Source organism: Pseudomonas sp. SA195 (assembly GCF_054131565.1).
Genome location: NZ_CP096392.1, coordinates 4432085 through 4455748 on the forward strand (window position 1 = coordinate 4432085; position 23664 = coordinate 4455748).

General features: G+C 64.5%; 18 protein-coding genes and 1 tRNA gene. 8 read left to right on the top strand and 11 right to left on the bottom strand.

The window, feature by feature from the left end; genetic code table 11:
* Positions 1–321: 321 nt before the first annotated feature.
* The 3 genes from M1D78_RS20625 to M1D78_RS20635 are packed head-to-tail and all read left to right on the top strand — an operon-like array spanning position 322 to position 4120.
* Positions 322–1200 carry an SH3 domain-containing protein gene (locus M1D78_RS20625; RefSeq protein WP_437421808.1) on the top strand — a complete coding sequence of 293 codons (879 nt, stop codon included), beginning with the start codon at positions 322–324 and terminating at the stop codon, positions 1198–1200.
* Entirely contained in the window at positions 1200–3110 is a 1911-nt protein-coding gene (locus tag M1D78_RS20630; protein WP_437421809.1) for a hypothetical protein, read from the top strand. Before M1D78_RS20625 ends, M1D78_RS20630 begins: the two co-directional genes overlap by 1 nt.
* Complete coding sequence (locus M1D78_RS20635; RefSeq protein WP_437421810.1) at positions 3107–4120, top strand: hypothetical protein; 1014 nt, start codon at positions 3107–3109, stop codon at positions 4118–4120. Before M1D78_RS20630 ends, M1D78_RS20635 begins: the two co-directional genes overlap by 4 nt.
* Before the next feature lie 113 nt (positions 4121–4233).
* Here the strand turns inward: M1D78_RS20635 and M1D78_RS20640 are convergent, their stop codons facing one another.
* The 4 genes from M1D78_RS20640 to gabD all read right to left on the bottom strand — a co-directional run bounded on the left by M1D78_RS20640 (position 4234) and on the right by gabD (position 10572).
* On the bottom strand, positions 4234–5376 hold the full coding sequence (locus M1D78_RS20640; protein WP_437421811.1) for an acyl-CoA dehydrogenase family protein: 1143 nt from the start codon (positions 5374–5376) through the stop codon (positions 4234–4236).
* A gap of 12 nt (positions 5377–5388) precedes the next feature.
* Positions 5389–6585, bottom strand: a complete 1197-nt coding sequence (locus M1D78_RS20645; protein WP_437421812.1) for an acyl-CoA dehydrogenase family protein — start codon at positions 6583–6585, stop codon at positions 5389–5391.
* 43 nt (positions 6586–6628) lie between these two features.
* Complete coding sequence (locus tag M1D78_RS20650; protein ID WP_437421813.1) at positions 6629–8734, bottom strand: 3-hydroxyacyl-CoA dehydrogenase NAD-binding domain-containing protein; 2106 nt, start codon at positions 8732–8734, stop codon at positions 6629–6631.
* A 389-nt stretch (positions 8735–9123) separates the two neighbouring features.
* Positions 9124–10572: an NADP-dependent succinate-semialdehyde dehydrogenase gene (gene gabD, locus M1D78_RS20655; protein ID WP_437421814.1), complete on the bottom strand. Its 1449-nt coding sequence runs from the start codon at positions 10570–10572 to the stop codon at positions 9124–9126.
* 329 nt (positions 10573–10901) lie between these two features.
* On the opposite strand from gabD, the gene M1D78_RS20660 reads away from it, so the two are divergent.
* From M1D78_RS20660 to M1D78_RS20675, 4 genes are all read left to right on the top strand, one after another.
* Positions 10902–10978 (top strand) — tRNA-Arg (locus tag M1D78_RS20660).
* Between the two features lie 178 nt (positions 10979–11156).
* Positions 11157–13349, top strand: coding sequence for an OsmC domain/YcaO domain-containing protein (locus tag M1D78_RS20665; RefSeq protein WP_437421815.1), 2193 nt, complete (start codon positions 11157–11159; stop codon positions 13347–13349).
* A 131-nt stretch (positions 13350–13480) separates the two neighbouring features.
* Complete coding sequence (gene yghU, locus M1D78_RS20670) at positions 13481–14323, top strand: glutathione-dependent disulfide-bond oxidoreductase (RefSeq protein WP_437421816.1); 843 nt, start codon at positions 13481–13483, stop codon at positions 14321–14323.
* A 168-nt stretch (positions 14324–14491) separates the two neighbouring features.
* Positions 14492–15205: a hypothetical protein gene (locus M1D78_RS20675; RefSeq protein WP_437421817.1), complete on the top strand. Its 714-nt coding sequence runs from the start codon at positions 14492–14494 to the stop codon at positions 15203–15205.
* A 58-nt stretch (positions 15206–15263) separates the two neighbouring features.
* Here M1D78_RS20675 and M1D78_RS20680 read toward each other — a convergent pair whose 3' ends face one another.
* The 3 genes from M1D78_RS20680 to M1D78_RS20690 all read right to left on the bottom strand — a co-directional run bounded on the left by M1D78_RS20680 (position 15264) and on the right by M1D78_RS20690 (position 17811).
* A complete protein-coding gene (locus M1D78_RS20680; RefSeq protein WP_437421818.1) occupies positions 15264–15764 on the bottom strand; it encodes a DUF4126 family protein in 501 nt (166 codons plus the stop codon).
* 73 nt (positions 15765–15837) lie between these two features.
* Complete coding sequence (locus tag M1D78_RS20685; RefSeq protein ID WP_437421819.1) at positions 15838–16521, bottom strand: potassium channel family protein; 684 nt, start codon at positions 16519–16521, stop codon at positions 15838–15840.
* Positions 16522–16626: 105 nt separating this feature from the next.
* On the bottom strand, positions 16627–17811 hold the full coding sequence (locus M1D78_RS20690) for a TrkH family potassium uptake protein (RefSeq protein WP_437421820.1): 1185 nt from the start codon (positions 17809–17811) through the stop codon (positions 16627–16629).
* Positions 17812–18031: 220 nt separating this feature from the next.
* Between M1D78_RS20690 and M1D78_RS20695 the strand changes: the two genes are divergently transcribed.
* The gene (locus M1D78_RS20695) at positions 18032–19843 is read left to right on the top strand and encodes a bifunctional metallophosphatase/5'-nucleotidase (protein ID WP_437421821.1); all 1812 of its coding nucleotides are present in this window, start codon (positions 18032–18034) and stop codon (positions 19841–19843) included.
* A gap of 44 nt (positions 19844–19887) precedes the next feature.
* On the opposite strand, the gene M1D78_RS20700 is transcribed toward M1D78_RS20695, so the two are convergent.
* From M1D78_RS20700 to pnuC, 4 genes are all read right to left on the bottom strand, one after another.
* Complete coding sequence (locus M1D78_RS20700; RefSeq protein ID WP_437421822.1) at positions 19888–20292, bottom strand: hypothetical protein; 405 nt, start codon at positions 20290–20292, stop codon at positions 19888–19890.
* Positions 20293–20351: 59 nt separating this feature from the next.
* Positions 20352–20873 carry an AAA family ATPase gene (locus tag M1D78_RS20705; RefSeq protein ID WP_437421823.1) on the bottom strand — a complete coding sequence of 174 codons (522 nt, stop codon included), beginning with the start codon at positions 20871–20873 and terminating at the stop codon, positions 20352–20354.
* A 25-nt stretch (positions 20874–20898) separates the two neighbouring features.
* The gene (locus M1D78_RS20710) at positions 20899–22734 is read right to left on the bottom strand and encodes an ABC transporter ATP-binding protein (protein ID WP_437421824.1); all 1836 of its coding nucleotides are present in this window, start codon (positions 22732–22734) and stop codon (positions 20899–20901) included.
* A 248-nt stretch (positions 22735–22982) separates the two neighbouring features.
* On the bottom strand, positions 22983–23549 hold the full coding sequence (pnuC, locus tag M1D78_RS20715; protein ID WP_437421825.1) for a nicotinamide riboside transporter PnuC: 567 nt from the start codon (positions 23547–23549) through the stop codon (positions 22983–22985).
* Positions 23550–23664 lie beyond the last annotated feature (115 nt).

Consider the following 23664-nt stretch of genomic DNA (forward strand, 5'->3'; position numbering starts at 1 on the left):
CAGGCCGAGCATCAGCAGCAGAATAAGGATTAACCCTGGCTAGACGAAAACTCCCGGCAAACACCGGGCGTTTCGCTTCTTTTAGCCGCATCTGCGCTTGGCCTATAACCGAAACGGGTTATCCGACCGCGACCGAGCGCGCCCGACTTAATCCCTCCTATACCGCTGAAACCCTCGTGCTAGAGCCTTTCGGTTTGTGATACCGGTGAGAATTGTGTGTAATTGCTCGCCACTTCATGGATTGAACGGCAGCCCTTCGGCGTGGCACCTGCCGTCGCATCAGTCCGATCATCAGCCGGCCATTCGAAGAAGGACAGCTCCATGGGCTTCGTCAAGAAAACCAGCACCCTGCTGCTTGGCAGCGCACTCGCAATCAGCTCCGGCTGCGCCAACATGGCGGACAACGAGTGGGCCAACAAGGAAAACATCGGCACGCTGGTCGGCACCGCGGCCGGCATTCTCGTCGGTAGCCAGGTCGGCGGTGGCAGCGGGCGAACTGCGGCGATGATCGCCGGCGCATTGGCTGGCGGTTATCTGGGCAAGACGATCGGCGCCAAGCTGGACGCACAAGACCGCGAAGCACTGGCCGTCCAGACCCAGCAGGCGCTGCAGCACGCCAGCGATGGCCAGGCGACGCAATGGTCATCGACCCACAGCGACGCCAAGGCCACCATCACCCCGATCAAGACCGAAACAGTCGAGCGTCAAATCGCCATCAAGCGCACACCGAAGGTGCAGCCGGTCGCCAACATGACGCTGATCAACCAGCCATACCGCGCCCTGAAGTCGGCCAACGTACGCAACGCGCCTGACCTGAACGCCGACAAGGTGGCCGGGCTGCCGACCGGCACCACCTTCACGGCCATCGGCCGCACCGACAACGACTGGATCATGGTCGGCCGCCGTGGCGTGACCATCGGTTATGTCTACGCGCCGCTGGTAGCCAAGGTGGAGGCGCAAACGGCACAGACGGCCAAAGCGGACACCGCCACCGACCTCGACAGCATCGATGTCGCCACCGCCTCGAGCAAAGGTATCGACCTGGACGCCGTGGATCTCGACGCATTGCCGGTCGAACAGCCTGTGACAGCACAAACCACCTGTCGCACGATCCAGTACGACGTCACGACCCAGGGCAGTAACGAAGTCGAAACGGCCAAGGCTTGCCAGGCCTCGGACGGCGCCTGGGAGCTGATCTGATGAATGCACGCACCGGCGCCCTGCTGGCCCTTCCGCTACTCACGATCGCCGTCTCCGTACAGGCGGCCACACACCGCCTCGCGTACTCGAAAGCCGAGAAGGTCGAAGTATTCGTCGACCACGCCGACGGCCAACCCTGGTGCAGCGACGCCCTCAAGCTGCGTTTCGTCTTCGACGGCGAGGTCGAGCAGGCCGCCGTCGACCGGCTGTTGCCCAAGCTCGGCGGACTGATGCGCAGCCAGTGCCCGGCGGCGACTGCGCTTAGCTGGACCGCCACGACGCCGAGCAGTGCCGCCGCGCTGACAGGCACCGCGAGCCGCGCCAATGACTGGGCAGCGCAACAGGCAACGGCCCCCGCTACCGATGCAGTCGCGACCAAAGCACCCGCGCCGGAACCCGCATCACCCCGCGAAGAACCAGCACAAGACATCGCCAACGCCGCTGCCGAGGCCACTCCTCCTGCCAAGCCGACCGAACCCGCTCCGGCGCCGTCTCCATCGCCTGACACCGCTACCAAGCAGGCCGAGCCCATCATTACAGCCGCGCCGCGACCGTCGCCCACCGAGGACAACACCCAGGCAGCGCCTGCGACTGAGCCAACCGCCGAGCAGCCGGATGCAAGCCCAGTGGCGAAACCCTTCAGTGTCGCTGGCTGGCAGCCGGAGGCGCCCGAAGCGGTATTCGCGAAGGCGGATTTCCTGAACGAGATCGCCGACCAGAACGGCTGTCGCTTCCGCCTGGCCTTTACGCCCAAGGACGGCCTCGCGAATGTCACCCTGCGCTCGACTGACACCGCTTGCGGCCCGGATGGCTATGCCCAGGGCAAAGGCCGATTCGAGCTCATCCGCCGGGACGGCGTGCGGGTGCACAGCTTCAATGGCACCTTCATCAACGGCCTCGCGATACACGGCAAAGCCCCGCAATTGCCGGTGGTCGGTATGGCCGCCAATCACGACCTTTACCTGCTGCTGCACAGCGAGCCGGCCAGCAAGGTGCATTACCTCATCCGCTTGCAATTCCAGCGCTACGGCGGCCACTGGAGCGGCGGCAGCGCCTCGCTGGTTGGCCTCACCGAGAACCGGGATCTGTTCCGCGAGCTGGACAGCATTCGCCTGACCCTCGACCTCGCGACCGCCTACCTGACCCAGAAAGCCCCTGAAATCGGCGCGATCGAGTTCGTCGGCGTTCGCGACCTGGACAAGGCGCTGCAGGCGCACGACCGTGACTACTGGCTCTACGAGATCGGTCTGAACCGTCACTACCGGACCAAACAATGGGAATACAACCCTGCCCGCGCGCAGAATCACCTCTTCTCCTTCGAACGCAAGGAGGCCGAACGCCAGCGCCAGGCCGAGGCTGAGCGCGAGCGCAAGGCGCAGCTGGAGCGCCAGCTGGCAGGGCGCCAGGCCGAACAACGCCTGCAGCTCTACGAGCAGATGCAGGACCAGGCGCGGGACCCGCAAATGCTCTACCGGCAGCTGCTGACCGACGCGAGCTATACGCCCTTCGGCGGCGGTGGCTACGGCGCGATGATGCGGGGCGGCGAGCAAACGTATAGCCAGATCGTGCATATCGACGGTAAAGCAGACGGCGGCTGGACGCTCGACTACCCCTACGCGGCGGAACTCGAAGCCGACCAGAAGCAGCCCGCACTCGACGAAGGCTGGTTTCTGGTCAAGGGCAAAGCCCGCCTGGACAGCACCCGCAAAGATGAGCAAGGCCTGCCGCTCACTCGGATCACCGCCGCCTCGGTCCAGCCCTGCGAGAAAGACGGCTGCACGGATCTGCTCGACCCGCTGGCGCTGGTCCGCCACCAGATCGGCGACCCCGAATGGACGCCAGAACTGGCGCGACAACGCATCGAACAGGCATGGCCAGAGCGCGCCGCCCAGCAAGGAGACAATCAATGAGCCGCCTTCCCCTTATCCTCGGCGCCGCCGTAGTGGTCATCGCCGGCGGCTATTTCGGCCTCAGCGCCTACAGCAGCAGCCAGGCCGACAGCCTGCTCGAGGACTGGGTCTACGACCACGACCTGGGCAACAACCTGAGCTGGGAATCGGTCTCCTCGAGCCCTCTCGGCGGACGAGTGACGCTTAATGGGGTCCGCGCTGAGTTTGGCAAAAACGATCCGCAGCTCTACATCGAGCAGCTTGTGATCAGCGATCGCGACATCAGCGACGAGCGCACCCGCGTGCGCCTGCAGCTTGAGGGCGTACAGGCTGACCGCTCCGCCTTGGGCGCGCTGAACTCCCTGGCCGGGGGGTTCGGCCTGCTACGCGGATTTAGCCCGGCAGTGAGCAGCGGGCTGACCGACCTCGAACCCTTCACGCTCGAGCTGTACCTGGACATCGACGATGACAACGGCACGCTCGAAACGGACCTGTCCGTTGGCATGCCCAAGCTGTTCGATTCACGCGTCAGTTACCGGCTGAGCAACCTGCGCGACCTCAACCGTACCTTGCGTCGGCTGGCCGATGAGCTTGGCGAGGCGAAGACGCCGTTCGGCCTGACCAACCCGCTCGGCGCGCTGGCCTCGAGCGTCGAGCGTGCCGAGCTGGGCGACACCATGGTCAGCCTGGAGGACCGCGGCGCGGCCGCCCGCAGCATCGCCCTCTATCAGCGCTACAACACGCCGCTAGACCCCGGCGCCGGAGACGCCGATGCGCAACGCAAGGCGCATTACCGCAAGGTCGTGGCAGACACGCAGAAAACCTGCGAGCGCGAGTCCGCCAGTTTCCCGGCGGGGTTCGAGGATGCCTGCGAACTGCTGGGTGAAGCCATGCTGGGCGAGATCAGCGGTGTCCGCCTGACCATCGAGCCGAAGGAGCGCATCCGCCTGACCGACCTCATGTCGTTGCAGGACCCGAGCCGTCAGGAGCGCATGCTCGAGCGCCTGAATCCGCAGCTGGACAGTCTGTAAGCTCACGACGGGCTTCGTAGCGAGAGGGCCGCTTAAACGACCAGGGGAACCGGGTAGGTCTGGTTCCCCGCCGCTCGACTGCCAGGGAAAGGTCTGCGCCCGCTAAACGCGCCTCATGCCACCTGCATCAATCCCGCAAACGCCTTGACGTGATGGTCCTCGTCACCGAACTCATGGCCGATCATGACCAGCCGTTTGGCGTGGTGGGCGAGGTTGTATTCCCAGGTCATGCCGATGCCGCCGTGTAGCTGGATGGCTTCCTCGGCGATCTTGCGGCCGGCGCGGGTGCAGATGTACTTGGCGGCGGCCAGCACGCGGCGACGGTCGTCGTTGTCTTCGGCGTCGGCGAAGGTGGCTGCGAGAATCGCCATGCTGGTCGCCTGCTCCAGTTCGGTCTGCATGTCGACCATGCGGTGCTGCAGCACCTGGAACTTGCCGATCGGCACGCCGAATTGCTTGCGGGTTTTCAGGTAGTCGAGGGTCAGCTTGCAGGCCTCGTCCATGTTGCCCAGCGCTTCGGCACATTGGGCAGCGATGGCGCGGCCCTGCTGGTACCGCAGTGCGGCGAAGGCCTGGCCCGGCGCGCCGAGCACGGCGTCGGCACCGACCTCGACATTGTCGAGGAACAGCTCGCAGCCCTTGCGCCCGTCGATGGTCGGATAAACGCGGCGGGTCACGCCCTGTGCGCTCGGGTCGACGAGGAACAGGCCGATGCCCTGCTCATCGAAACGCTCGCCGCTGACCCGTGCCGAGACGATGAGCGTGCCGGCGGTGTGCCCGCCGATAACCACCGCCTTGCGCCCGGACAGTTTGAAGCCATCGCTGGCGGCTTCTGCGCGGGTCTGCACGTCGTTCAGGTAGTAGTGGCTCTGGGGTTCTTCGAGGGCCACTGCCAGTTGCAGCGAGGCAGCCGCGACTTGGGGCAGCAGGCCCTGCTTCTGGGCATCGCTGCCGAGCTGGTCGATCAGGCCGCCGCCGAACACCACCGAGTGCAGGTAGGGCTCGAGCGTCAGGCCGCGGCCCAGTTCGGTCATCACCAGCATGGTTTCCACGCCGCTGCCACCGAAGCCGCCGAACTCTTCGGCGAAGGGCACGGCAGTCAGGCCCAGCTCGCCGAGCTGGTTCCAGAACGCCTGGGAAAAGCCCTGCTCGGATTCGCGATATTTCTCGCGCTGCTCGAACGGGTAGGCGTCGCGTACCAGCCGCGCCGCGGTGTCCTGCAGCATTTGCTGCTCTTCAGTCAGTTTGAAGTCCATTGCGGTGCCCCCTTACAGCTCGAGAATCATCTTCGAGACGATGTTCTTCTGAATTTCGTTGGAGCCGCCGAAGATCGACAGCTTGCGCATGTTGAAGTAGTCACCGGCCAGCGAAGCGCTGTAGTCCTCATGCAGCAGCTCGCCCTCGTAGTCGAGTTCCAGCTCTTCCTCCAGGAACGGCAGCGCGTAGGGGCCGATGACCTTGCGCAGCAGGTGGGTGATCGCCTGGCGGATCTCGGTGCCCTTGACCTTGAGGATCGAGGATTCGGCGCCCGGCACGCCGCCTTCCTTCGCCGCAGCGAGAATGCGCAGGGTGCTCATCTCGATGGCCATCAGCTGCATCTCCACCTCGGCGACCTGGGCGCGGAACAGCGGGTCTTCGAGCATCGGCTGGCCACCGGCAGTTTCCTTCATGGCGATGCGCTTGAGGTGCGCCAGCGCCGCCTTCGAGGCGCCGATGCCGGCAAGGCCGGTGCGCTCATGCGTCAGCAGGTACTTGGCACAGGTCCAACCCTTGTTCTCTTCGCCGACCAGGTTTTCCACCGGCACGCGGACGTTATCGAAAAAGACTTCGTTAACCTCGTGGTCACCGTCGAGCGTGATGATCGGCCGCACGCTGATGCCCGGCGTGCTCATGTCGATCAAGAGGAAGCTAATGCCGCGCTGCTGCTGGGCTTCCGGGTCGGTGCGCACCAGGCAGAAAATCATGTTGGCGTACTGGCCGAGGGTGGTCCAAGTCTTCTGGCCGTTGACGATGTAGTGGTCGCCATCGCGTACCGCGCGGGTCTTCAGGCTCGCCAAGTCGGAGCCGGCGCCCGGCTCGGAATAACCCTGGCACCACCAGTCTTCGCCCGAAAGAATGCGCGGCAGGTAGTAATCCTTCTGCTGCTGGGTGCCGAACTTAAGGATCACCGGGGCGACCATGTTCGGGCCGAACGGGATGGTGCGTGGCCCGCCGTACGCGGCCAGCTCTTCGTCGAAGATGTGCTTCTCGACCGGTCCCCAGGTGGTGCCGCCAAACTCCACCGGCCAGCCGGGCACGTACCAGCCCTTCTTCGACAGGATCTGCTGCCAGCGCTGGTGGTCCTCTTTGGACAGATGCTTGCCGAGCTTCACCTTGGCGGCAATGTCCGCCGGCAGCTCGCTTTCGAGGAAGGCCCGCACTTCGTCACGGAACGCGAGCTCTTCGGCTGTGAAATTGACGTTCATGAATACATCCTCTGATCGTTCAGCATGGTTGTGGCGCGCGGGCTCATTGGCCGGCTTGCCAGTCCGAGAACTTGCGGCCTTCGGCGGCCAGTTTTTCCAGCAGCGGCGCAGGCTTCCACCAGTCGCCGCAACGTGCGTGCAGTTCCTTGACCCGCGCCAGCACCTGGTCCAGGCCGACGCTGTCGGCATAGAACATCGGGCCACCGCGGAACGCCGGGAAGCCGTAGCCGTTGAGGTAGATGACATCGATGTCGCCGGAGCGCTGGGCAATGCCTTCCTCGAGAATTTTCGCGCCCTCGTTGACCAGCGCATAAATCGTCCGCTCGATGATGTACTGCTCATCGAGCTCGCGCCGCTCGATACCCTTTTCGCGCGAAGCGGCTTCGAGCATCGGCGCGAGATCGGGGTTTTCCAGCGGCATACGATTGCCCGGCTCGTAACGGTAGTAGCCGGCGCCGGTCTTCTGCCCGAGCATGCCGGCTTCGCAGAGCTTGTCCGACACGGTGGGAAAGTCGCGATCGGCCGGTAGCTCGGCGCGCTGGCGCTTGCGGATCGCCTGGCCGATGTCGAGACCGGACAAGTCGCGCATCGCGAACGGTCCCATGGCCATGCCGAAGTTGCGCAGTGCACCGTCCACCTGCCCTGGCGTGGCGCCTTCTTCGAGCAGGAACTCCGCCTCGCGCCCGTACTGGAACACCATGCGGTTGCCGACGAATCCGTCGCAGACGCCAACCACCACGGAAACCTTCTTCAGCTGCTTGCCGACCGCCATCGCAGTGGCGAGCACCTCGTGGCTGGTTTTCGCGCCACGCACCACTTCCAGCAGGCGCATGACGTTGGCCGGGCTGAAGAAATGCAGGCCGACCACGTCCTCGGGGCGCTGGGTAAAGGCGGCAATCTGGTTCAGGTCCAGCGAAGAGGTGTTGCTAGCGAGGATCGCGCCCGGCTTGCACACCGCATCGAGGCGTTCGAAGACCTGCCGCTTGACGTCCATCTCCTCGAATACGGCCTCGATCACCAAGTCAACGTTGCCCAACGCGGCGTAGTCGGTGACGCCTTCGACGAGCGCGAGACGCTTCTCCATCGCCGCCTCGGTCAGGCTGCCGCGCTTGACGCTGGCGCCATAGGTATCGCGGGCGCGCTGCAGGGCGCGCGCGAGCGCGTCCCCGTTGATTTCCAGGAGCTTGACCGGAATGCCAGCGTTGGCGAAGCACAGCGCGATACCGACGCCCATGGTGCCACCACCAATCACTGCGGCGGATTTGACCGTGCGTGGCTTCACGTCCGACGGCAGGTCAGCGATCTTGCCGGCCTGGCGTTCCGCGAAAAAGCTATGCACCAAGGCCCCGCGTTGCGGCGAGTTCAGGCATTCGACGAACAGCTCGCGCTCGCGCTTGAGGCCTTCGGCCAGCGGCAGCGTCGTCGCCGCTTCGACCGCAGCAACGCAGCGCAGCGGTGAGAACAGCCCGCGCATGCGCTTGGCGACTTCAGCGTGTTTGGCGGCGATGAGCTCGGCGTTGTCCGCCCCTTCCAGCCCGCTCGTCTGCTCGCCGGTGCGCCGCGGGGCACGGCCTTCGTCGATCAGGCGCTGCGCATAAGCCAGGCCGGCCTCGACCAGATCACCTTCGAACAACTCATCGACGATGTGGTGCTCGACTGCCTCGCTCGCACCGATCGGCTCGCCGCTGACGATCATGTCGAGCGCCTTGGCCACGCCCGCCAAGCGCGGCAGCCGCTGGGTGCCACCCGCACCGGGCAGCAAGCCGAGCTTAACCTCCGGCAGGCCAACCTTGGCATCTTCACGTGCGATGCGGTAATGGCAGCCCAGCGCAACCTCCAGGCCGCCGCCCAACGCGGTGCCGTGGATTACAGCGACGCTCGGCTTATGGCTGTTTTCGATCACATCGATGACGTCTGGCAGACTCGGCGCCTGCGGCGGCTTGCCAAACTCCTTGATGTCGGCACCGGCAATAAAGGTGCTGCCGTCACACACGAGCGCCACGGCCTTTACGTCCGGGTCGGCGTCGGCCGCCTGAAAGGCCTGCTGCAGCCCCTGGCGCACCGCCACGCCGAGCGCGTTGACCGGTGGGTTGTTGACCGTGATAAGGGCAATCGAGCCCCGGCGTTCGAGGTGAACGACATCGGACATGGCAGACCTCCGTCTATAGCGAGAGATTAATTGGACTTATTTTTACGAAACCATGTTTCGCACAGCAGAATAGTCGAGCCATTTCTGGATGTCGATAGGTGAGTCAGCACCCGCCCTGGTTGAACAACCTTAGAGGCGTCCAGACGGTGACGCGAAAGATCAGGTTGCCGAGAGACGAGCGGCGAGCAAGGCAAGGCGCCGTGATGCGCGCGAGCGTGGGCGAACAAGTTCGCCCCTACAGACAGACGCCGCCCGTTTGGGGGCGATTTCGCCCCACAGCCAAACGCAAACGCCCGTAGGGGCGAATTTATTCGCCCGGATAGCCTGCGAAACCCGCCAGGGCGAATTCATTCGCTCCTACAAAAACGGCCGGGCGCGACGGATGGGTGTTACAACCCCAGGCAGAGGTACTTGATCTCAACGTAGTCCTCGATGCCGTATTTCGAGCCTTCGCGGCCGAGGCCAGAGGACTTCACGCCGCCGAAGGGCGCGACCTCGGTGGAGATCATGCCGGTATTGATCCCCACCATCCCCGACTCGATCGCCTCGGCCACGCGGAACACCCGGCCCAGATCACGCGCATAGAAGTAGGCGGCCAGACCAAACTCGGTGTCGTTCGCCAGGGCGATGCCCTCGGCTTCGTCCTTGAAGCGGAACAGCGGCGCCAGCGGGCCGAAGGTCTCTTCCTTCGCTACCTTAGCGGTGTGCGGCACGTTGACCATCAAGGTCGGCTCGAAGTAACTGCCGCCCATTTCGTGCGCCTTGCCTCCGGTGAGCACCTGGGCGCCATTGGCGACGGCGTCCTCGATGTGCTCGCGCACCTTGGTTGCCGCACGGTCGTCGATCAGCGGGCCAATGTCGACGCCCTCGTCCAGGCCGTTGCCGACCTTCAGCTTCTCCACTGCCGCCTTGAATTTTTCGGCGAAGGCCTCGTAGACGCCGTCCTGCACATAGATGCGGTTGACGCAGACACACGTCTGCCCGGCGTTGCGGTACTTGGACTGCATGGCGCCCTTGACCGCCTCGTCGAGGTCCGCGTCATCGAACACCAGGAACGGCGCGTTGCCGCCCAGCTCCAGCGAAACTTTCTTGATGCCCGGCGCGCACTGCTCCATCAGCTTGGCGCCGACCTCGGTGGAGCCGGTAAAGGTGAGTTTCCGTACCGTCGGGTTGGCCGTCAGCTCGTTGCCGATGTCGCCGGCCGATCCTGTGATCACGCTAAAGACGCCCTTCGGAACGCCGGCACGCTCGGCCAACTCGGCGAGCGCCAGCGCGGAAAACGGTGTCTGGCTAGCGGGCTTGAGCACCATTGTGCAACCCGCGGCCAGTGCCGGGCCGGCTTTACGGGTAATCATGGCCGCCGGGAAGTTCCACGGCGTGATGGCTGCGGTCACGCCGATCGGCTGCTTGATGACGATGATGCGCTTGTCTTTCTGATGACCCGGGATGGTATCGCCATAGATTCGCTTCGCTTCCTCGGCGAACCATTCGATGAAGGAGGCAGCGTAGGCGATCTCGCCCTTGGATTCGGCCAGCGGCTTGCCCTGCTCAAGTGTCATCAGCCGGCCCAGGTCGTCCTGGTTCTCCATCATCAGCTCGAACCAGCGACGCAGCTTCTGCGAGCGCTCCTTGGCGGTCAGGTCGCGCCAGGCCGGCAAGGCGCGCTCGGCCGCCTCGATGGCGCGGCGGGTTTCGGCGGCGCCCATTTTCGGCACGGTGCCAAGGATCTCGTTGCTGGCCGGGTTGTTGACCTTGATGGTCTCGCCACTGTCCGCGTCCTGCCAGGCTCCGTCGATATAGGCCTGCTGGCGGAACAACGAAGTGTCTTTGAGTTGCATGGCAGTCTCCTGAGCGCCGGCAAGGAACCGGATGTGAACCAAGGCCGTGAGGCCACTAGGGGGCAATAGCAGTGGAATTCCGACTGACCTTAGTCAGAACGAGCGAAGGCCTCGGGGTTCCTCCTGCATGACAGAGCGTTTGAAATCTCGAACGAATCCTAGGCCTAACGCCGGTTAGCAGACAACACCATGTTCGGAAAAATTAACGCGCCATAGCCCAGCCTGATGACCGGCCGGATCGCCGCCCCATGGTCCGCACCATCACCCACGCAGCCGCCGAAGCGCCATGGACGACCGCAGACGACATGCGTATGATTGCGCCCCGCAACGCATCCGTAGCTCAGCTGGATAGAGTACTGCCCTCCGAAGGCAGGGGTCGTGGGTTCGAATCCCGCCGGATGCGCCAGCTGCAAAAGCCCCAGGTCAATGCCTGGGGCTTTTTCGTTTCTGCGGGCGCAACTGCCCTACCCGTTTAATCCGGGCTGCCGCGTTCAAGCCCTCCCGACGGCCGATCCGAAAGGAAAAGACATCTCGGCGAGAAGCCGGATAATGGCCGGCCCACTCGCGTCGCTCTGGTAATCCCCATGGAAATCAAAGTCAATTTTCTCGACAACCTCCGCCTCGAGGCCAAGTTCGATGATTTCACGGTGGTTGCCGACCAGCCGATTCGCTACAAGGGCGACGGCTCGGCGCCGGGGCCATTTGATTACTTCCTCGCGTCCTCGGCGCTGTGTGCGGCCTACTTCGTCAAGCTGTACTGCCAGACGCGCGGCATCCCCACTGAGAACATTCGGCTGTCGCAGAACAACATCGTCGACCCGGAGAATCGCTACAACCAGATCTTCAAGATCCAGGTCGAGCTGCCCGCAGACATATCCGACAAAGACCGTCAGGGCATCCTGCGATCGATCGACCGCTGCACCGTGAAAAAGGTGGTGCAGACCGGGCCGCAGTTCGTCATCGAGGAGGTCGATAACCTCGACGCCGACGCCCAGGCCCTGTTGATTCCCGCCGACGCCGAGACGCGCACCTACATTCCAGGCAAGGACCTGCCCCTCGAGCAGACCATCGCCAACATGTCGGCGATCCTCGCCGGCCTGGGGATGAAGATCGAGATCGCCTCCTGGCGCAACATCGTGCCCAACGTCTGGTCGCTGCATATCCGCGATGCGCAGTCGCCGCTGTGCTTCACCAATGGCAAGGGCGCGACGAAGGAAAGCGCACTGGCTTCGGCGCTGGGCGAGTTCATCGAGCGGCTGAACTGCAACTTCTTCTACAACGATCAGTTCTGGGGCGAAGAGATCGCCAACGCCCCGTTCGTGCATTACCCCAACGAGCGCTGGTTCAAGCCGGGCCGCCGGGATGCGCTGCCCAAGGAAATCCTCGACCCCTATTGCCTGGACATCTACAACCCGGACGGTGAGCTGCGCGGCTCGCACCTGTACGACACCAACTCCGGCAACGTCGAGCGTGGCATTTGCTCGCTGCCCTTCGTGCGCCGCTCGGACGGCGAGACGGTGTATTTCCCGTCCAACCTGATCGAGAACCTCTTCCTCAGCAACGGCATGAGTGCGGGCAACACATTGGCCGAGGCGCAGGTGCAGTGCCTGTCGGAGATCTTCGAGCGCGCGGTGAAGCGTGAAATTCTCGAGGGCGAGATCGCGCTGCCCGATGTGCCGCAGGACGTGCTGGCAAAGTACCCGGGCATTCTCGCCGGCATCCAGGGCCTCGAAGAACAGGGCTTCCCGGTATTGGTGAAGGACGCCTCGCTCGGCGGCGAATACCCGGTGATGTGCGTGACCCTGATGAACCCGCGCACCGGCGGCGTGTTCGCCTCCTTCGGCGCGCACCCGAGCTTCGAGGTGGCGCTGGAGCGCAGCCTCACCGAGCTGCTGCAGGGCCGCAGCTTCGAGGGCTTGAACGACCTGCCGCAGCCGACCTTCGAAAGCCAGGCGGTGATGGAGCCGAACAACTTCGTGGAGCACTTCATCGACTCGAGCGGCGTGGTCTCCTGGCGCTTCTTCAGCGCCAGGGCCGATCACGCATTCGTCGAGTGGGATTTCTCCGGCCAGGGCGACGACTCCAACGCCGAGGAAGCCGCAACGCTGTTCGGCATCCTCGAAGCGATGGGTAAGGAAGTGTACGTCGCCGAATACAACGACCTCGGCGCACCGGCCTGCCGCATCCTGGTGCCGGGCTACTCGGAGATCTACCCGGTCGAGGACCTGATCTGGGACAACACCAACAAGGCGCTGCACTTCCGTGCCGACATCCTCAACCTGCACCGCCTCGACGATGACGAACTCCAGGCCCTGATCGAGCGTCTGGAAGACAGCGAGCTGGACGACTACACCGACATCAAGACGCTGATCGGTATCGAATTCGACGACAACACCGTCTGGGGCCAGCTGACGATCCTCGAATTGAAGCTACTCGTTCACCTCGCCCTCAAGCAGTTCGACGAGGCCAAGGAGCTGGTCGAAACCTTCCTGCAGTTCAACGACAACACCGTCGAGCGCGGCCTGTTCTATCAGGCCCTGAATGCCGTGCTGGAAGTGCAACTGGACAGCGACATGGCGCTGGCCGATTACGAGGTGAATTTCCGCCGCCTGTTTGGCGATGCGCGGATGGACGCAGCGATCGGCTCGGTGGAGGGCAGTGTGCGCTTCCACGGTCTGACACCGACGAGCCTGCAGCTGGAAGGTCTCGACCGGCACCAGCGCCTAGTCGAAAGCTACAAGAAGCTGCACGCGGCGCGAGCCAGGGCGGCGGGCTGATCCGGCGGCGGCGCGCGCGGGCACCCTCATCGACTTCATGCGGTCGGAAATGGCAGGCTTCATGTCTGCGCAGGTGATACCTACCCTTCAGGTAAACCCGCGTTCCACTTTCGACGCGTCGAGGATATGCCATGAGTGACCCCACTTACGTTCCGCCCAAGGTCTGGACGCACGACGCGCCCTCTGGGGGCAAGTTCGCCAGCATCAACGCACCAACCGCCGGCGCCCGGGAGCAGAAAGCATTGCCGGTCGGCAAGCATCCGCTGCAGCTTTATTCCCTGGCTACGCCCAACGGTGTGAAGGTCAGCATCATGCTCGAAGAGCTGCTTGCGCTCGGCCACCGCGGCGCCGAATACGACGCATGGCTGATCAAGATTGGCGATGGCGATCAGTTCGGCAGCGGCTTTGTCGAGATCAACCCCAACTCGAAGATCCCCGCGCTGGCTGATCATAGCGTCGAAGGCGAGCCGCTGCGGGTGTTCGAGTCCGGCTCGATCCTGGTCTACCTCGCGGAGAAGTTCGGCGCCTTCCTGCCGACCGAAGCTCGCGCGCGCACCGAGACGCTCAACTGGCTGTTCTGGCAGATGGGCTCGGCGCCCTTCCTCGGCGGTGGCTTCGGGCATTTCTATGCTTATGCGCCAGAAAAGTATGAGTACCCGATCAACCGCTACGCCATGGAGGTCAAGCGCCAGCTCGATGTGCTCGACCGCCAATTGGCCGAGAACCGCTTCATCGCCGGAGACGACTACAGCATTGCCGACATGGCGATCTGGCCCTGGTACGGCGTGCTGGCCCGTGGCGAGCTGTACGAGGCCGGCGAGTTTCTCTCGGTGCAGGACTACAGGCATGTACAGCGCTGGGCAGCCGAGATCGCCGAGCGCCCAGCCGTGGTACGCGGACGCAAGGTCAACCGCACCTGGGGCGAGGAATCGGAGCAGGCACCAGAGCGGCACCAGGCGTCTGATCTGGACTGAGCGCAGGGTGGCGCTCCGCCCTCTGGGCCGACCGCTGATCACGCGCGGCTGAACTCTCACCCGGCGGTCCGACCCAAACTTTCATGGGCGTTGCGCCCTGCCGCCGGGATCCGGCCGGCGCGGCGCACGCTCACCTACCCAGTTGTTCAACACAACGAGAGGTGAACCATGAAACACACACTGGTAGCCGCATTCGCCAACCTGACCGATGTCAACCGCACCCGCGGTGACCTGATGTCACGCGGCATCGCTCGCGAGCGCATTCATTCGGTGGGCGCCGACAGCGCCGAGATCCACAGCTACGACGCCCCCTACTCGACCACCGAAGGCAGCCTGGACCGCGACCATCATGAGTCCAAGGTCGCTCATTTCTTCAAGTCGCTGTTCGGTCACGAGCCGCACGAACATCATCGCCGCCATGCCACCGCCTATCCGGACGCGGTGCGTCGCGGTGCGCTGGTGATCGCGGTGGACGCCGATGACGAGGACCAGCTCGCCAAGGCCCGCGATGCGTTGGAGTACAACGGCGCGATTAGCATCGACGATCGCGGAACCGGAACCGGAACCGGCCGTGCGGGCTATCCCGGGCCGAGCAGCCCTTATGCCGGCGCGACGGGCGGAGACAGCCATCTCGACAAGCACTTCACCAGTACCGCGGCGGCCGGCTCCGCCTCATCGGTGCCCCCAGCCGACGGCCATGGTGTAGGCAGCAGTGCCAAGCGTGCCGGTACGGACTACCCGAATACAGCCGCCACGGCGAACCCCACCGGAGGCGGCGTGGCGGGGCCGGGAACGGGCGCTACCGAAATGCCGCAAGGGGTCGGCTCACGCGAAGCCGGCACCTGTACCGACCGCGTCTGCGTGATCCAGCGGCCAAGTTGACCATCGGCCAGTACACCCACCACCGCAACGGGCCGCATAAGCGGCCCGTTGTGCGTTCTCAGGCAGACCGACCGTTGCCCAGCGCCTGACGTATGCCAGCCGTGCCAATGGCCAGGGCGATGCTGTCCTCGGCCAGCCCGAGCGCCGCATTTGTCAGCGCATGAGGCTGATAAGGCTTGCGCAGGGCTAGCCCGATTTTCGAGGCCACCAACGCTGCCGTCGCGCCGACGATCGCCGGCAACCAGATTGGCTGTCGCTGCGCACCGGCAAGGGCAGCCGCCGTCACGCCGCCGGACAGGGCGCGAAACAGCATCGAAGGCGCGATGGTCCGGTCCGGCGCGAAGGGCATCTTGTCGCCCAGCAGCTCGCCGGCGGCCAGCGGCATAAGGATCTGCCGGGTACGGTGCGCGCCCAGCGTGCGAGCCGGCTCATCGGCGAACTCAAGGTCGTCGCGGTCGGCCAGCGCACGGCTGACCAACGTGGGTGCCAGCGTGCTGCGCATGCCAGTCACAAGGCCGAGGGCAAGCGCGCCCAGTAGGATGCTGCTGGTTCGGGTCATGGTGAGTGTCTCTCGGAGGCTTTCAAGTGCGACCGATCGACAACGGCCGCCGTTCCCCCGGGGCTCCGAGCGGTCAGGCAGTGACCGCGGCGAACTTCTCTACTCGCTTGGTTTCACCCGCGACGATGAGAATGTCGCCCGAGTGAATCCTGGTTTCCGGCTTGGCGTAGATGAAATCGGTCCGGTGCCGCTTCACGCCGATGATGGTCACGCCATAGCGCTCGCGCACGCCGGCCTCCGCCAGGGTCTGGTCGTGGATCACCGCGGGCGCATGGGTCGAGGCGATGGCAAAGCCGTCGTCGAATTCGATGAACTCGAACATCTTGCCGGTCACTAGATGCGCCACGCGCTCACCCATGGAGGTTTCCGGGTAGACGACATGGTGCGCGCCGGTGCGTTCGAGGATCAGCCCGTGGCGCTTGCTCAGCGCCTTGGCCCAAATGTCCGGCACGCCCAGCTCCTGCAGCGCGAGAACGGTCAGCACGCTGGCTTCGAGGTCGGTGCCGATGCTCACCACGACGTGCCGAAACTGATCGACGCCGAGCTGGCGCAGCGCGCGGATGTCGGTAGAGTCAGCCTGCGCCACGTGGGTCAGCCGATCGACCCACTGCTGGACGTTCGCGTTATTGCTGTCGATGCCAAGCACTTCGTGGCCCATCGAGGTGAGGGAATCGGCGACGGCCGAGCCGAATCGCCCCAGGCCAATGACCGCGACGCTGTCATTCTCGAATTTCTTGCCGAACAGATTAGCCAACAATGGGGCGCTCCTCCGGGTAGCGATAGTGTTTGGTCACGCTGCGTAGCGCGAGGGCTGTCGCCAGCGTAATGGTGCCGACCCGGCCGATGAACATCAGCGCGATGATCACCAACTGGCCGGACGGCGGCAGGTGGCAAAGGCGGATATGGCCTCGAAGAGCACCACCCCCAGTTCCAGATTCGTCACGCTGAGCAGCAGCATGGTGCCGACGGCCACCGTGAGTGAGCCGAGGAACAGCACCGTCAGCGCCTGGCGCTGCGTCTGATAGGAAATGCTGCGGCGGAAAGCCACGGTATCGGCGTTGCCACGGATTTCCGCCCAGATGAAAAAGAACAACAGAAAGAAGGTCGTCACCTTGATCCCACCGGCAGTGCCTGCGCTGCCGCCACCGACGAACATCAGGAAATAGTGCACCGCCAGCGTCTGCGCCTCGAACTGGCCGACGTCCAGGCTGTTGAAGCCGGCCGTGCGTGCCACCGCGGAGCTGAACAGCGCCGACAGCAACTTGTCGCCCAGGCTCATGCCACCGAGCGTGTTCGGGTTGCCCCACTCGTAGCCGAGAATGGCGACCGTGCCGCCGAACAGCAGAAGCGCCGAGCCCCAGAGCGTGATGCGCGTGTGGATGGTCCACGGCTTGCCGCGCTGGTCCCGGCGGAACTCGTAGAGCACCGGAAAGCCGAGGCCGCCGATGATCACCGCGAGCATGATCGGCACCAGCACCACCGGGTCCGTGGCGAAGCTCATCAGGCTGTCGGAGTAGGTTGAGAAGCCGGCATTGTTGAAGGCAGAGACGGCATGAAACAACCCGTTCCAGAACGCCTCCGGCAACGGCTGGCCGTAGCGGACATGCAGCTGAGCGGTGAGGATCGCCATGACCGCCAGCTCGACACCCAAGGTCACCAGGAGAATCAGCCGCAACACGCCGGTAACGTCACCGAGCCCGAGCGAACGCGTCTCCTGCTGCGCGACCAGTCGGCTGCTCAATTGCAGGCGTCGCTTGACCATCAAACCGAGCAGGGTCGCGCCGCTCATGATGCCGAAGCCTCCGATCTGGAACAGCAGCAAGATCACGCACTGGCCGAAGAAGGACCAGTAGGTGGCCGTGTCCTGCACGATCAGCCCGGTCACGCACACTGCCGAGACGGCTGTGAACAGCGCCGTCAGCAGCGGCGCGCTATCCGGCCCGGCAGTCGCCACTGGCAAGGACAGCAGCAGCGTACCCAGCACGGTGGCAGCGAGAAAGGCGAGGGGAATGAGGCGGGCCGGTCGGCGAACGGCGTTGCTGAGCACGCGGGCAATTCCTGTGACAGTGGATACCGGGCGAGCTACAGCTGGGGCCCGGCACGATGCTCGCCACCATAGCAAAAGCCCGGCGCGTCGGCGCGGCCGGCTGAGCAAGCTGCCGCGCCAACCGCCCGTCGCCTCTCGAAGAAACGCCAGCGGAACGTCATCAGCCTGCCATTTGCGCTTTCTAGTGTCGGTCGCACCCCACCGCACCGAGGAATTCGCAATGCGTACGCGCATCAAGGAATGGCTAATCGCAGCCAGCCTGGTCGGCATCGCCACCCCGACGCTGGCACAAACCGAGACACCCCACGGCTCCACCGAGCGGGACACCCGTCAGGAACAGCAAGAGAGCTTCAAGGCGCGCCAACAGGCGACCGAACGGCGCAGCTGGCGTGACCCGCAATGGCGTCCCGAGCCAGTGGTTTCGCTGAACATCCTCAGCATCAACGATTTCCATGGCCAGCTTTCCCCACGCGCCGTGGCCGGTCGGCCAGCGGGCGGCGCGGCCGTGCTGGCGGCCTACCTGAAGGCAGCGAGCAACGACAACACACTGATCGTGCATGACGGTGACCAGGTCGGCGCCTCGCCACCGAACTCCGCGCTGTTGCGCGACGAACCCTCGATCAGCTTTTTCAACCTGCTGGCGAACCCGCACTGCCGCCCGTTCGGACGTCAATTGGAGATGCCGCGCCACACCCAGCCCTTCGCCCAGCAGCGCTGTAACCTGCTCGGCACGCTTGGCAATCATGAGTTCGATAACGGCAAGACAGAACTGCTGCGTCAGCTCACCGGCGGCAACCACCCCAACGGCCCGTTTCTGGAAGACCCATGGCAAGGCGCGCGCTTTCCGATGGTGTCGAGCAATGTGATTGACGAATCCGCCGGGCAATCGCTGCTGCCGCCCTACTCCATCCATTACCGGGACGGCGTACGCATCGGCGTGATCGGTGCCGTACTCAAGGAAACGCCCAGTATCGTCTCGCCCACCGGCGTGGCAGGCCTGCGCTTTGTCGATGAGGCCGATGCGATCAACCAGTCGGTCGCCGACCTGCGCCGCCACGGCGTGCGCGCCATCGTCGTCGCGCTGCACCAGGGCGGCCAGCAGACCAGCTACAACGGCCCGACCAACCCGGAAGCAGACACCCTGACCGGCCCGGTCGTCGACATCATCGAGCGCCTTGATGACGAGGTGGATGTGGTCATCTCTGGCCATTCCCACGGCTTCAGCAACGCCCTGGTGCCCAACGCCAACGGCAAGCCGATCCTGGTGACCCAGGCGTTCTCGGCCGGCACCGCTTACGCGGACATCCAGCTCCAGATTAGCCGCCGCAGCCGCGACATCGTCGAGAAGTCCGCGGCCGTGTACACCACGTGGGCCGACCAGGGCGCCGGGCTGACACCCGATCCTGAGGTCGCCGCGCTGGTGGCACAGGCCGATAACCGGGTCGAACCGCTGGTGGCGCGCGTGGTGGGCCTGGCCCAGGGCGACATCACCCGTGTTGAAACGCCGGCCGGTGAGTCGGCACTGGGCAACCTGATCGCCGATGCCCAGCGTGTGGCGACCGATGCGCAGATCAGCTTCATGAACCCGGGCGGCATTCGTGCGGATCTGCCAAGTGGTGAAGTCACCTGGGGCGAGCTGTTCGCCATCCAGCCCTTCGCCAACGATCTGGTGTCCATGGACCTGACCGGTGCGCAGATCAAGACACTGCTCGAACAGCAGTGGATCGGCCAGAGTTACGCGCGCCTGCTCAAGCCTTCTGGCATCCAGTACAGCTGGTCCGCCAGCCGCCCCGAAGGCAACCGCGTGATCGAAATGCGCGACGCCACCGGTGCGCTGATCAACCCTGCCGCACGCTACCGCGTTACGGTGAATTCCTTCCTCGCAGGCGGCGGCGATAACTTCACCATCCTTACCGAAGGCCAGAACCGCGTCGTAGGCCCGGTGGACCTGGATGCGCTAGTGACCTACATCGAAGGTTTGCCGCAGCCGTTTACCGGCCGCATCGAAGGGCGGATTCAGCGGGTGGATTGAACGGTCCGCACCAGGGAGGGCACTGCCCTTCCTGGGGCGCAGTCTCACCAGTCGTAGACCCCGTACCCCAGCACACCCAGGCCAAAGCCCATCTGCGCGATCAGCAGGGCGCGGATGGCGAAGGTGTAGCTGATCACCCGGCTCTGCCCCAATGCATCGATGGCGAACAGGCGGTGGCTCGCGGGGTACTCGGCCTCGATTTCCTTCAGCGCGGTGATGGTGATCTGCAGCAGCTGGCGACTGCGCGCATCGACGAGCCAGAAGACCATGGCCAGCAGCACGGTAAAGGCGCCCAGCAACGTCAGCACCCCTGCCGAGAAACCGCGCTCCAGCGCGGCGAGCACGCCGCCATCGGCGAAGATCGCCAACACGACGAAGAAGTTGAAGCCGCGCAAACGCTGCTCGGCGTTGAGTTTGAAGTGCGCCCAGACAAACCCTCGTCCATCCACGTTTGGCTCCTCCGTCGCTGAATCATCTGCCTCTATCAGACGTCTCGTCGCCGCGTTCGTTACCCGAGCAGCGCCTGCACATGCGCGATGGCTGCGGCCTCCCGGCTCGACCAGTCGCCGGCTATCTCCACGAAGGATTGATCGTGGCGCTCGAGCCAGCTGCGGCAGGCACCGTGAAAGCGCAGCCGCTCGGCAGCGTCTGGTTGGCAGCGCTGGCCATCGGCATGCCACTCAGCGCCCTCTGGCGAGAGCAGCAGGTGTTGGTCGTAGTGACGGGCGAGCAGTTCGTCCTCGAGCCACGCGGGGCAGCTGCCGAACAGCGTCTGGCTCCAGAGCATGTTGCTCAAGAGGTGGGTGTCGAGGATCAGCAGTTCAGGGCACTGGCGGCGGGCGGCGTCTTCCCAGGCCAGTTGGCCACGGGCAATGGCCGGGATGTCGCCCAGACAGGTGTCGCGCCGCTCGCTGTCGATGAAATGCCGGACGTACTCGCCCACCACCAGCCCACCGAAGCGTTGTTGCAGGCGCGCGGCGAGCCAGCTCTTGCCGGTCGATTCGGCGCCGGTCAGCACCAGCACCTTCATTGCAGGGGCCACCTGGCGCTGCGCATCAATCCACACCCACGAAACCGCCGGTCTGGTGCTGCCACAGGCGCGCGTACAGGCCGCCCTGCGCGATCAGCTCGGCATGGGTGCCGGTCTCGATGACCTGGCCCTTATCGATCACCACCAGACGATCCATGCGGGCAATGGTGGACAGCCGGTGCGCGATGGCGATGACCGTCTTGCCTTCCATCAGGCTGTCGAGGCTCTCCTGAATCGCTGCTTCGACTTCCGAATCCAGCGCCGAGGTGGCTTCGTCCAGCACTAGAATCGGCGCGTCCTTGAGCAGCACCCGGGCAATGGCGATGCGCTGACGCTGGCCGCCTGAGAGCTTCACGCCCCGCTCGCCAACCATCGCCTCGAAGCCCAAGCCACCCTGGCTGTCGTCCAGCGTTTTGATGAACTGATCCGCACGGGCTCTGCGCGCTGCCGCCCAGAGCTGATCATCACTGGCATCGGGCTTGCCGTAACGGAGGTTGTCGCGGATCGACCGGTGCAGCAAAGAGGTGTCCTGCGTGACCACGCCAATATTGGCACGCAGGCTTTCCTGGCTGACCTCGGCGACATTCTGGCCGTCGATGAGGATGCGCCCGCTTTCCAAGTCATAGAGGCGCAGCAGCAGGTTGACCAGCGTGGACTTGCCCGCACCCGACGGCCCGACCAGGCCGATTTTCTCGCCGGGGCGAATGTCGATGCTGAGCCCACTGATCACGCCGCCCTGCTTGCCGTAGTGGAAATGCACGTCCTCGAAACGCACACCGCCCTGCTCTACCTGCAGCGGCTTGGCGCCTTCGCGGTCGAGCACGTGGCGTGGCTGGACAATGGTCTGCATGCCGTCCTGCACGGTGCCGACGTTTTCGAAGATGCCGTTGACCACCCACATGATCCATTCGGCCATGTTGTTGATGCGGATCACCAGGCCCAGCGCCAGGGCGATGGCGCCGGTGGTGATCAGCGCCTCGCTCCACAGCCACAGCGCCAGCGCGCCGGTGCCGACGATCAACAGGCCGTTCATGCAGGTGATCAGGAAATCCAGGCTGGTGATGGTGCGCGACTGCAGGCGGAACTTGCCGAGCAGCTCCTGCATCGCCTCGCGCGCGTAGCCTTCTTCTTCACGCGAATGGGCGAACAGCTTGAGCGTGGCGACGTTGCTGTAACCGTCCACCACCCGGCCCATGACCTTCGAGCGCGCCGACGAAGCTGCCGCCGAGCGCGCCCGGATGCGCGGCACGAAGTACCACAGCGCCGCGCTGTAGCCGATGATCCACAGCACCAGCGGCACGATCAGCCGCAGGTCGGCAGCCGCGAACAGATACAGCGCGCTGCCGGCGTAGACCACCACATGCCACAGCGCGTCGATCACCTGCATCGCTGAATCACGCAGCGACGGGCCGGTCTGCATGATGCGTTGGGCGATGCGCCCGGCGAAATCGTTCTGGAAGAAGTTCAAGCTCTGCTTGAGCACGTAGCGGTGGTTCTGCCAGCGGATCAGGTTGGTCAGCCCCGGGTTGATGGCCTGATGGGTGAGCAAGTTGTGCAGGCCGGACATAAGCGGCCGGATAACCAGCGCGACCAGCGCCATCCACAGCAGCTCGTTGCGGTGTTCGCTGAAGAAAGCGCGCGCATCGCCCGTCGCCTGCGCCAGGTCGATCAGCCGCCCCAGAAAGCTGAATAGCGCAACCTCGATCACCGCGACGAAGAAGCCAACCACCAGCAGCGCTGTCATCGGCGGCCACACCTGCTTCAGGTAATGCGCATAGAACCGCAGCATGCCGTCGGGCGGCGCAACGTCCGGGCTGGGCTTGAAGACGTCGATCAGGTTTTCGAAACGGCGGAACAGCATGAGGTGGGTTCTGCTCTTGGCGAGTGAGTGTCGCTGCGATGCAACACAGCGGACACTTGGGAATAGGAGTGAATCGAAGCGCTCTGGCACGTGGGTTTCGCCGATGCAGCCTAGCAGCATTCATGACCAACGGCGTTGCAGGGCCAGCGGCGTTGCAGGGCCAGCGGCGTCACGCCCTGCCCGTTGGACGCCACCGGCTCAGCCACGTTTCCGCATCGGCAGGCTTTGATGACCATTCCGACGAGCGATCACGTCGCGCCCGTCGTTAACCTCGTCTGCCGCCATTCACGCAAACCCATGATCGCCAGCAAGGTAAACAACCCGTACAGCCCGGCGGTGAGCCAGTAGTCCTGGAAGATGAAAAAGGCTACATAGAGCACGTCGACGACGATCCACAGTACCCAGCACTGCCAACGCTTGAGCGCCATCCACAGCTGCGCCAGCAAGCTGAACGCTGTAAGCGCCGCATCCGGCCAGGGATAAGCCGCCTCGGTATGCGTCATCAACAAGCCCAGCCCGACGCTACCCAGCGCCGCCACGACCAACCCAACGCCGGCTTCGATCGCCGTCACGCCCACCACCGGCCGCCCGCCTTCGTGACCGCTGCCGCGCGTCCACTGCCACCAGCCATACACCTGCATCGCCGCAAAGACGCCGTTGAGCAGCACTTGCGAATACAAGCGCACCTCGAAAAAGAACCACGCGTAGAGCGACACCATCACCAGCCCGATGGGCCAGCACAGCGGGTTCTGTCGCACGGTGAGCCAGACGGCGAGCACGCCAAGGGCGGAGGCGATGAGTTCGAGGGGGGTCATGGAGCCTGATCTAAGCTGAAGTGGATGCGCATGATACGGGTGTGCGAAGCCTTTGGAGGCGCGTTGAGCCGCCCGGTAAACCAACGAGACGGCACCCCCGATTAAAGTGAGCACG

Excerpts from the sequence above, each read along its gene's own strand:
- M1D78_RS20625 (WP_437421808.1), top strand. The coding sequence starts at position 322 with ATGGGCTTCGTCAAGAAAACCAGCACCCTGCTGCTTGGCAGCGCACTC.
- M1D78_RS20630 (WP_437421809.1), top strand. The coding sequence starts at position 1,200 with ATGAATGCACGCACCGGCGCCCTGCTGGCCCTTCCGCTACTCACGATC.
- M1D78_RS20635 (WP_437421810.1), top strand. The coding sequence starts at position 3,107 with ATGAGCCGCCTTCCCCTTATCCTCGGCGCCGCCGTAGTGGTCATCGCC.
- M1D78_RS20640 (WP_437421811.1), bottom strand. The coding sequence starts at position 5,376 with ATGGACTTCAAACTGACTGAAGAGCAGCAAATGCTGCAGGACACCGCG.
- M1D78_RS20645 (WP_437421812.1), bottom strand. The coding sequence starts at position 6,585 with ATGAACGTCAATTTCACAGCCGAAGAGCTCGCGTTCCGTGACGAAGTG.
- M1D78_RS20650 (WP_437421813.1), bottom strand. The coding sequence starts at position 8,734 with ATGTCCGATGTCGTTCACCTCGAACGCCGGGGCTCGATTGCCCTTATC.
- gabD (WP_437421814.1), bottom strand. The coding sequence starts at position 10,572 with ATGCAACTCAAAGACACTTCGTTGTTCCGCCAGCAGGCCTATATCGAC.
- M1D78_RS20665 (WP_437421815.1), top strand. The coding sequence starts at position 11,157 with ATGGAAATCAAAGTCAATTTTCTCGACAACCTCCGCCTCGAGGCCAAG.
- yghU (WP_437421816.1), top strand. The coding sequence starts at position 13,481 with ATGAGTGACCCCACTTACGTTCCGCCCAAGGTCTGGACGCACGACGCG.
- M1D78_RS20675 (WP_437421817.1), top strand. The coding sequence starts at position 14,492 with ATGAAACACACACTGGTAGCCGCATTCGCCAACCTGACCGATGTCAAC.
- M1D78_RS20680 (WP_437421818.1), bottom strand. The coding sequence starts at position 15,764 with ATGACCCGAACCAGCAGCATCCTACTGGGCGCGCTTGCCCTCGGCCTT.
- M1D78_RS20695 (WP_437421821.1), top strand. The coding sequence starts at position 18,032 with ATGCGTACGCGCATCAAGGAATGGCTAATCGCAGCCAGCCTGGTCGGC.
- M1D78_RS20705 (WP_437421823.1), bottom strand. The coding sequence starts at position 20,873 with ATGAAGGTGCTGGTGCTGACCGGCGCCGAATCGACCGGCAAGAGCTGG.
- M1D78_RS20710 (WP_437421824.1), bottom strand. The coding sequence starts at position 22,734 with ATGCTGTTCCGCCGTTTCGAAAACCTGATCGACGTCTTCAAGCCCAGC.
- pnuC (WP_437421825.1), bottom strand. The coding sequence starts at position 23,549 with ATGACCCCCCTCGAACTCATCGCCTCCGCCCTTGGCGTGCTCGCCGTC.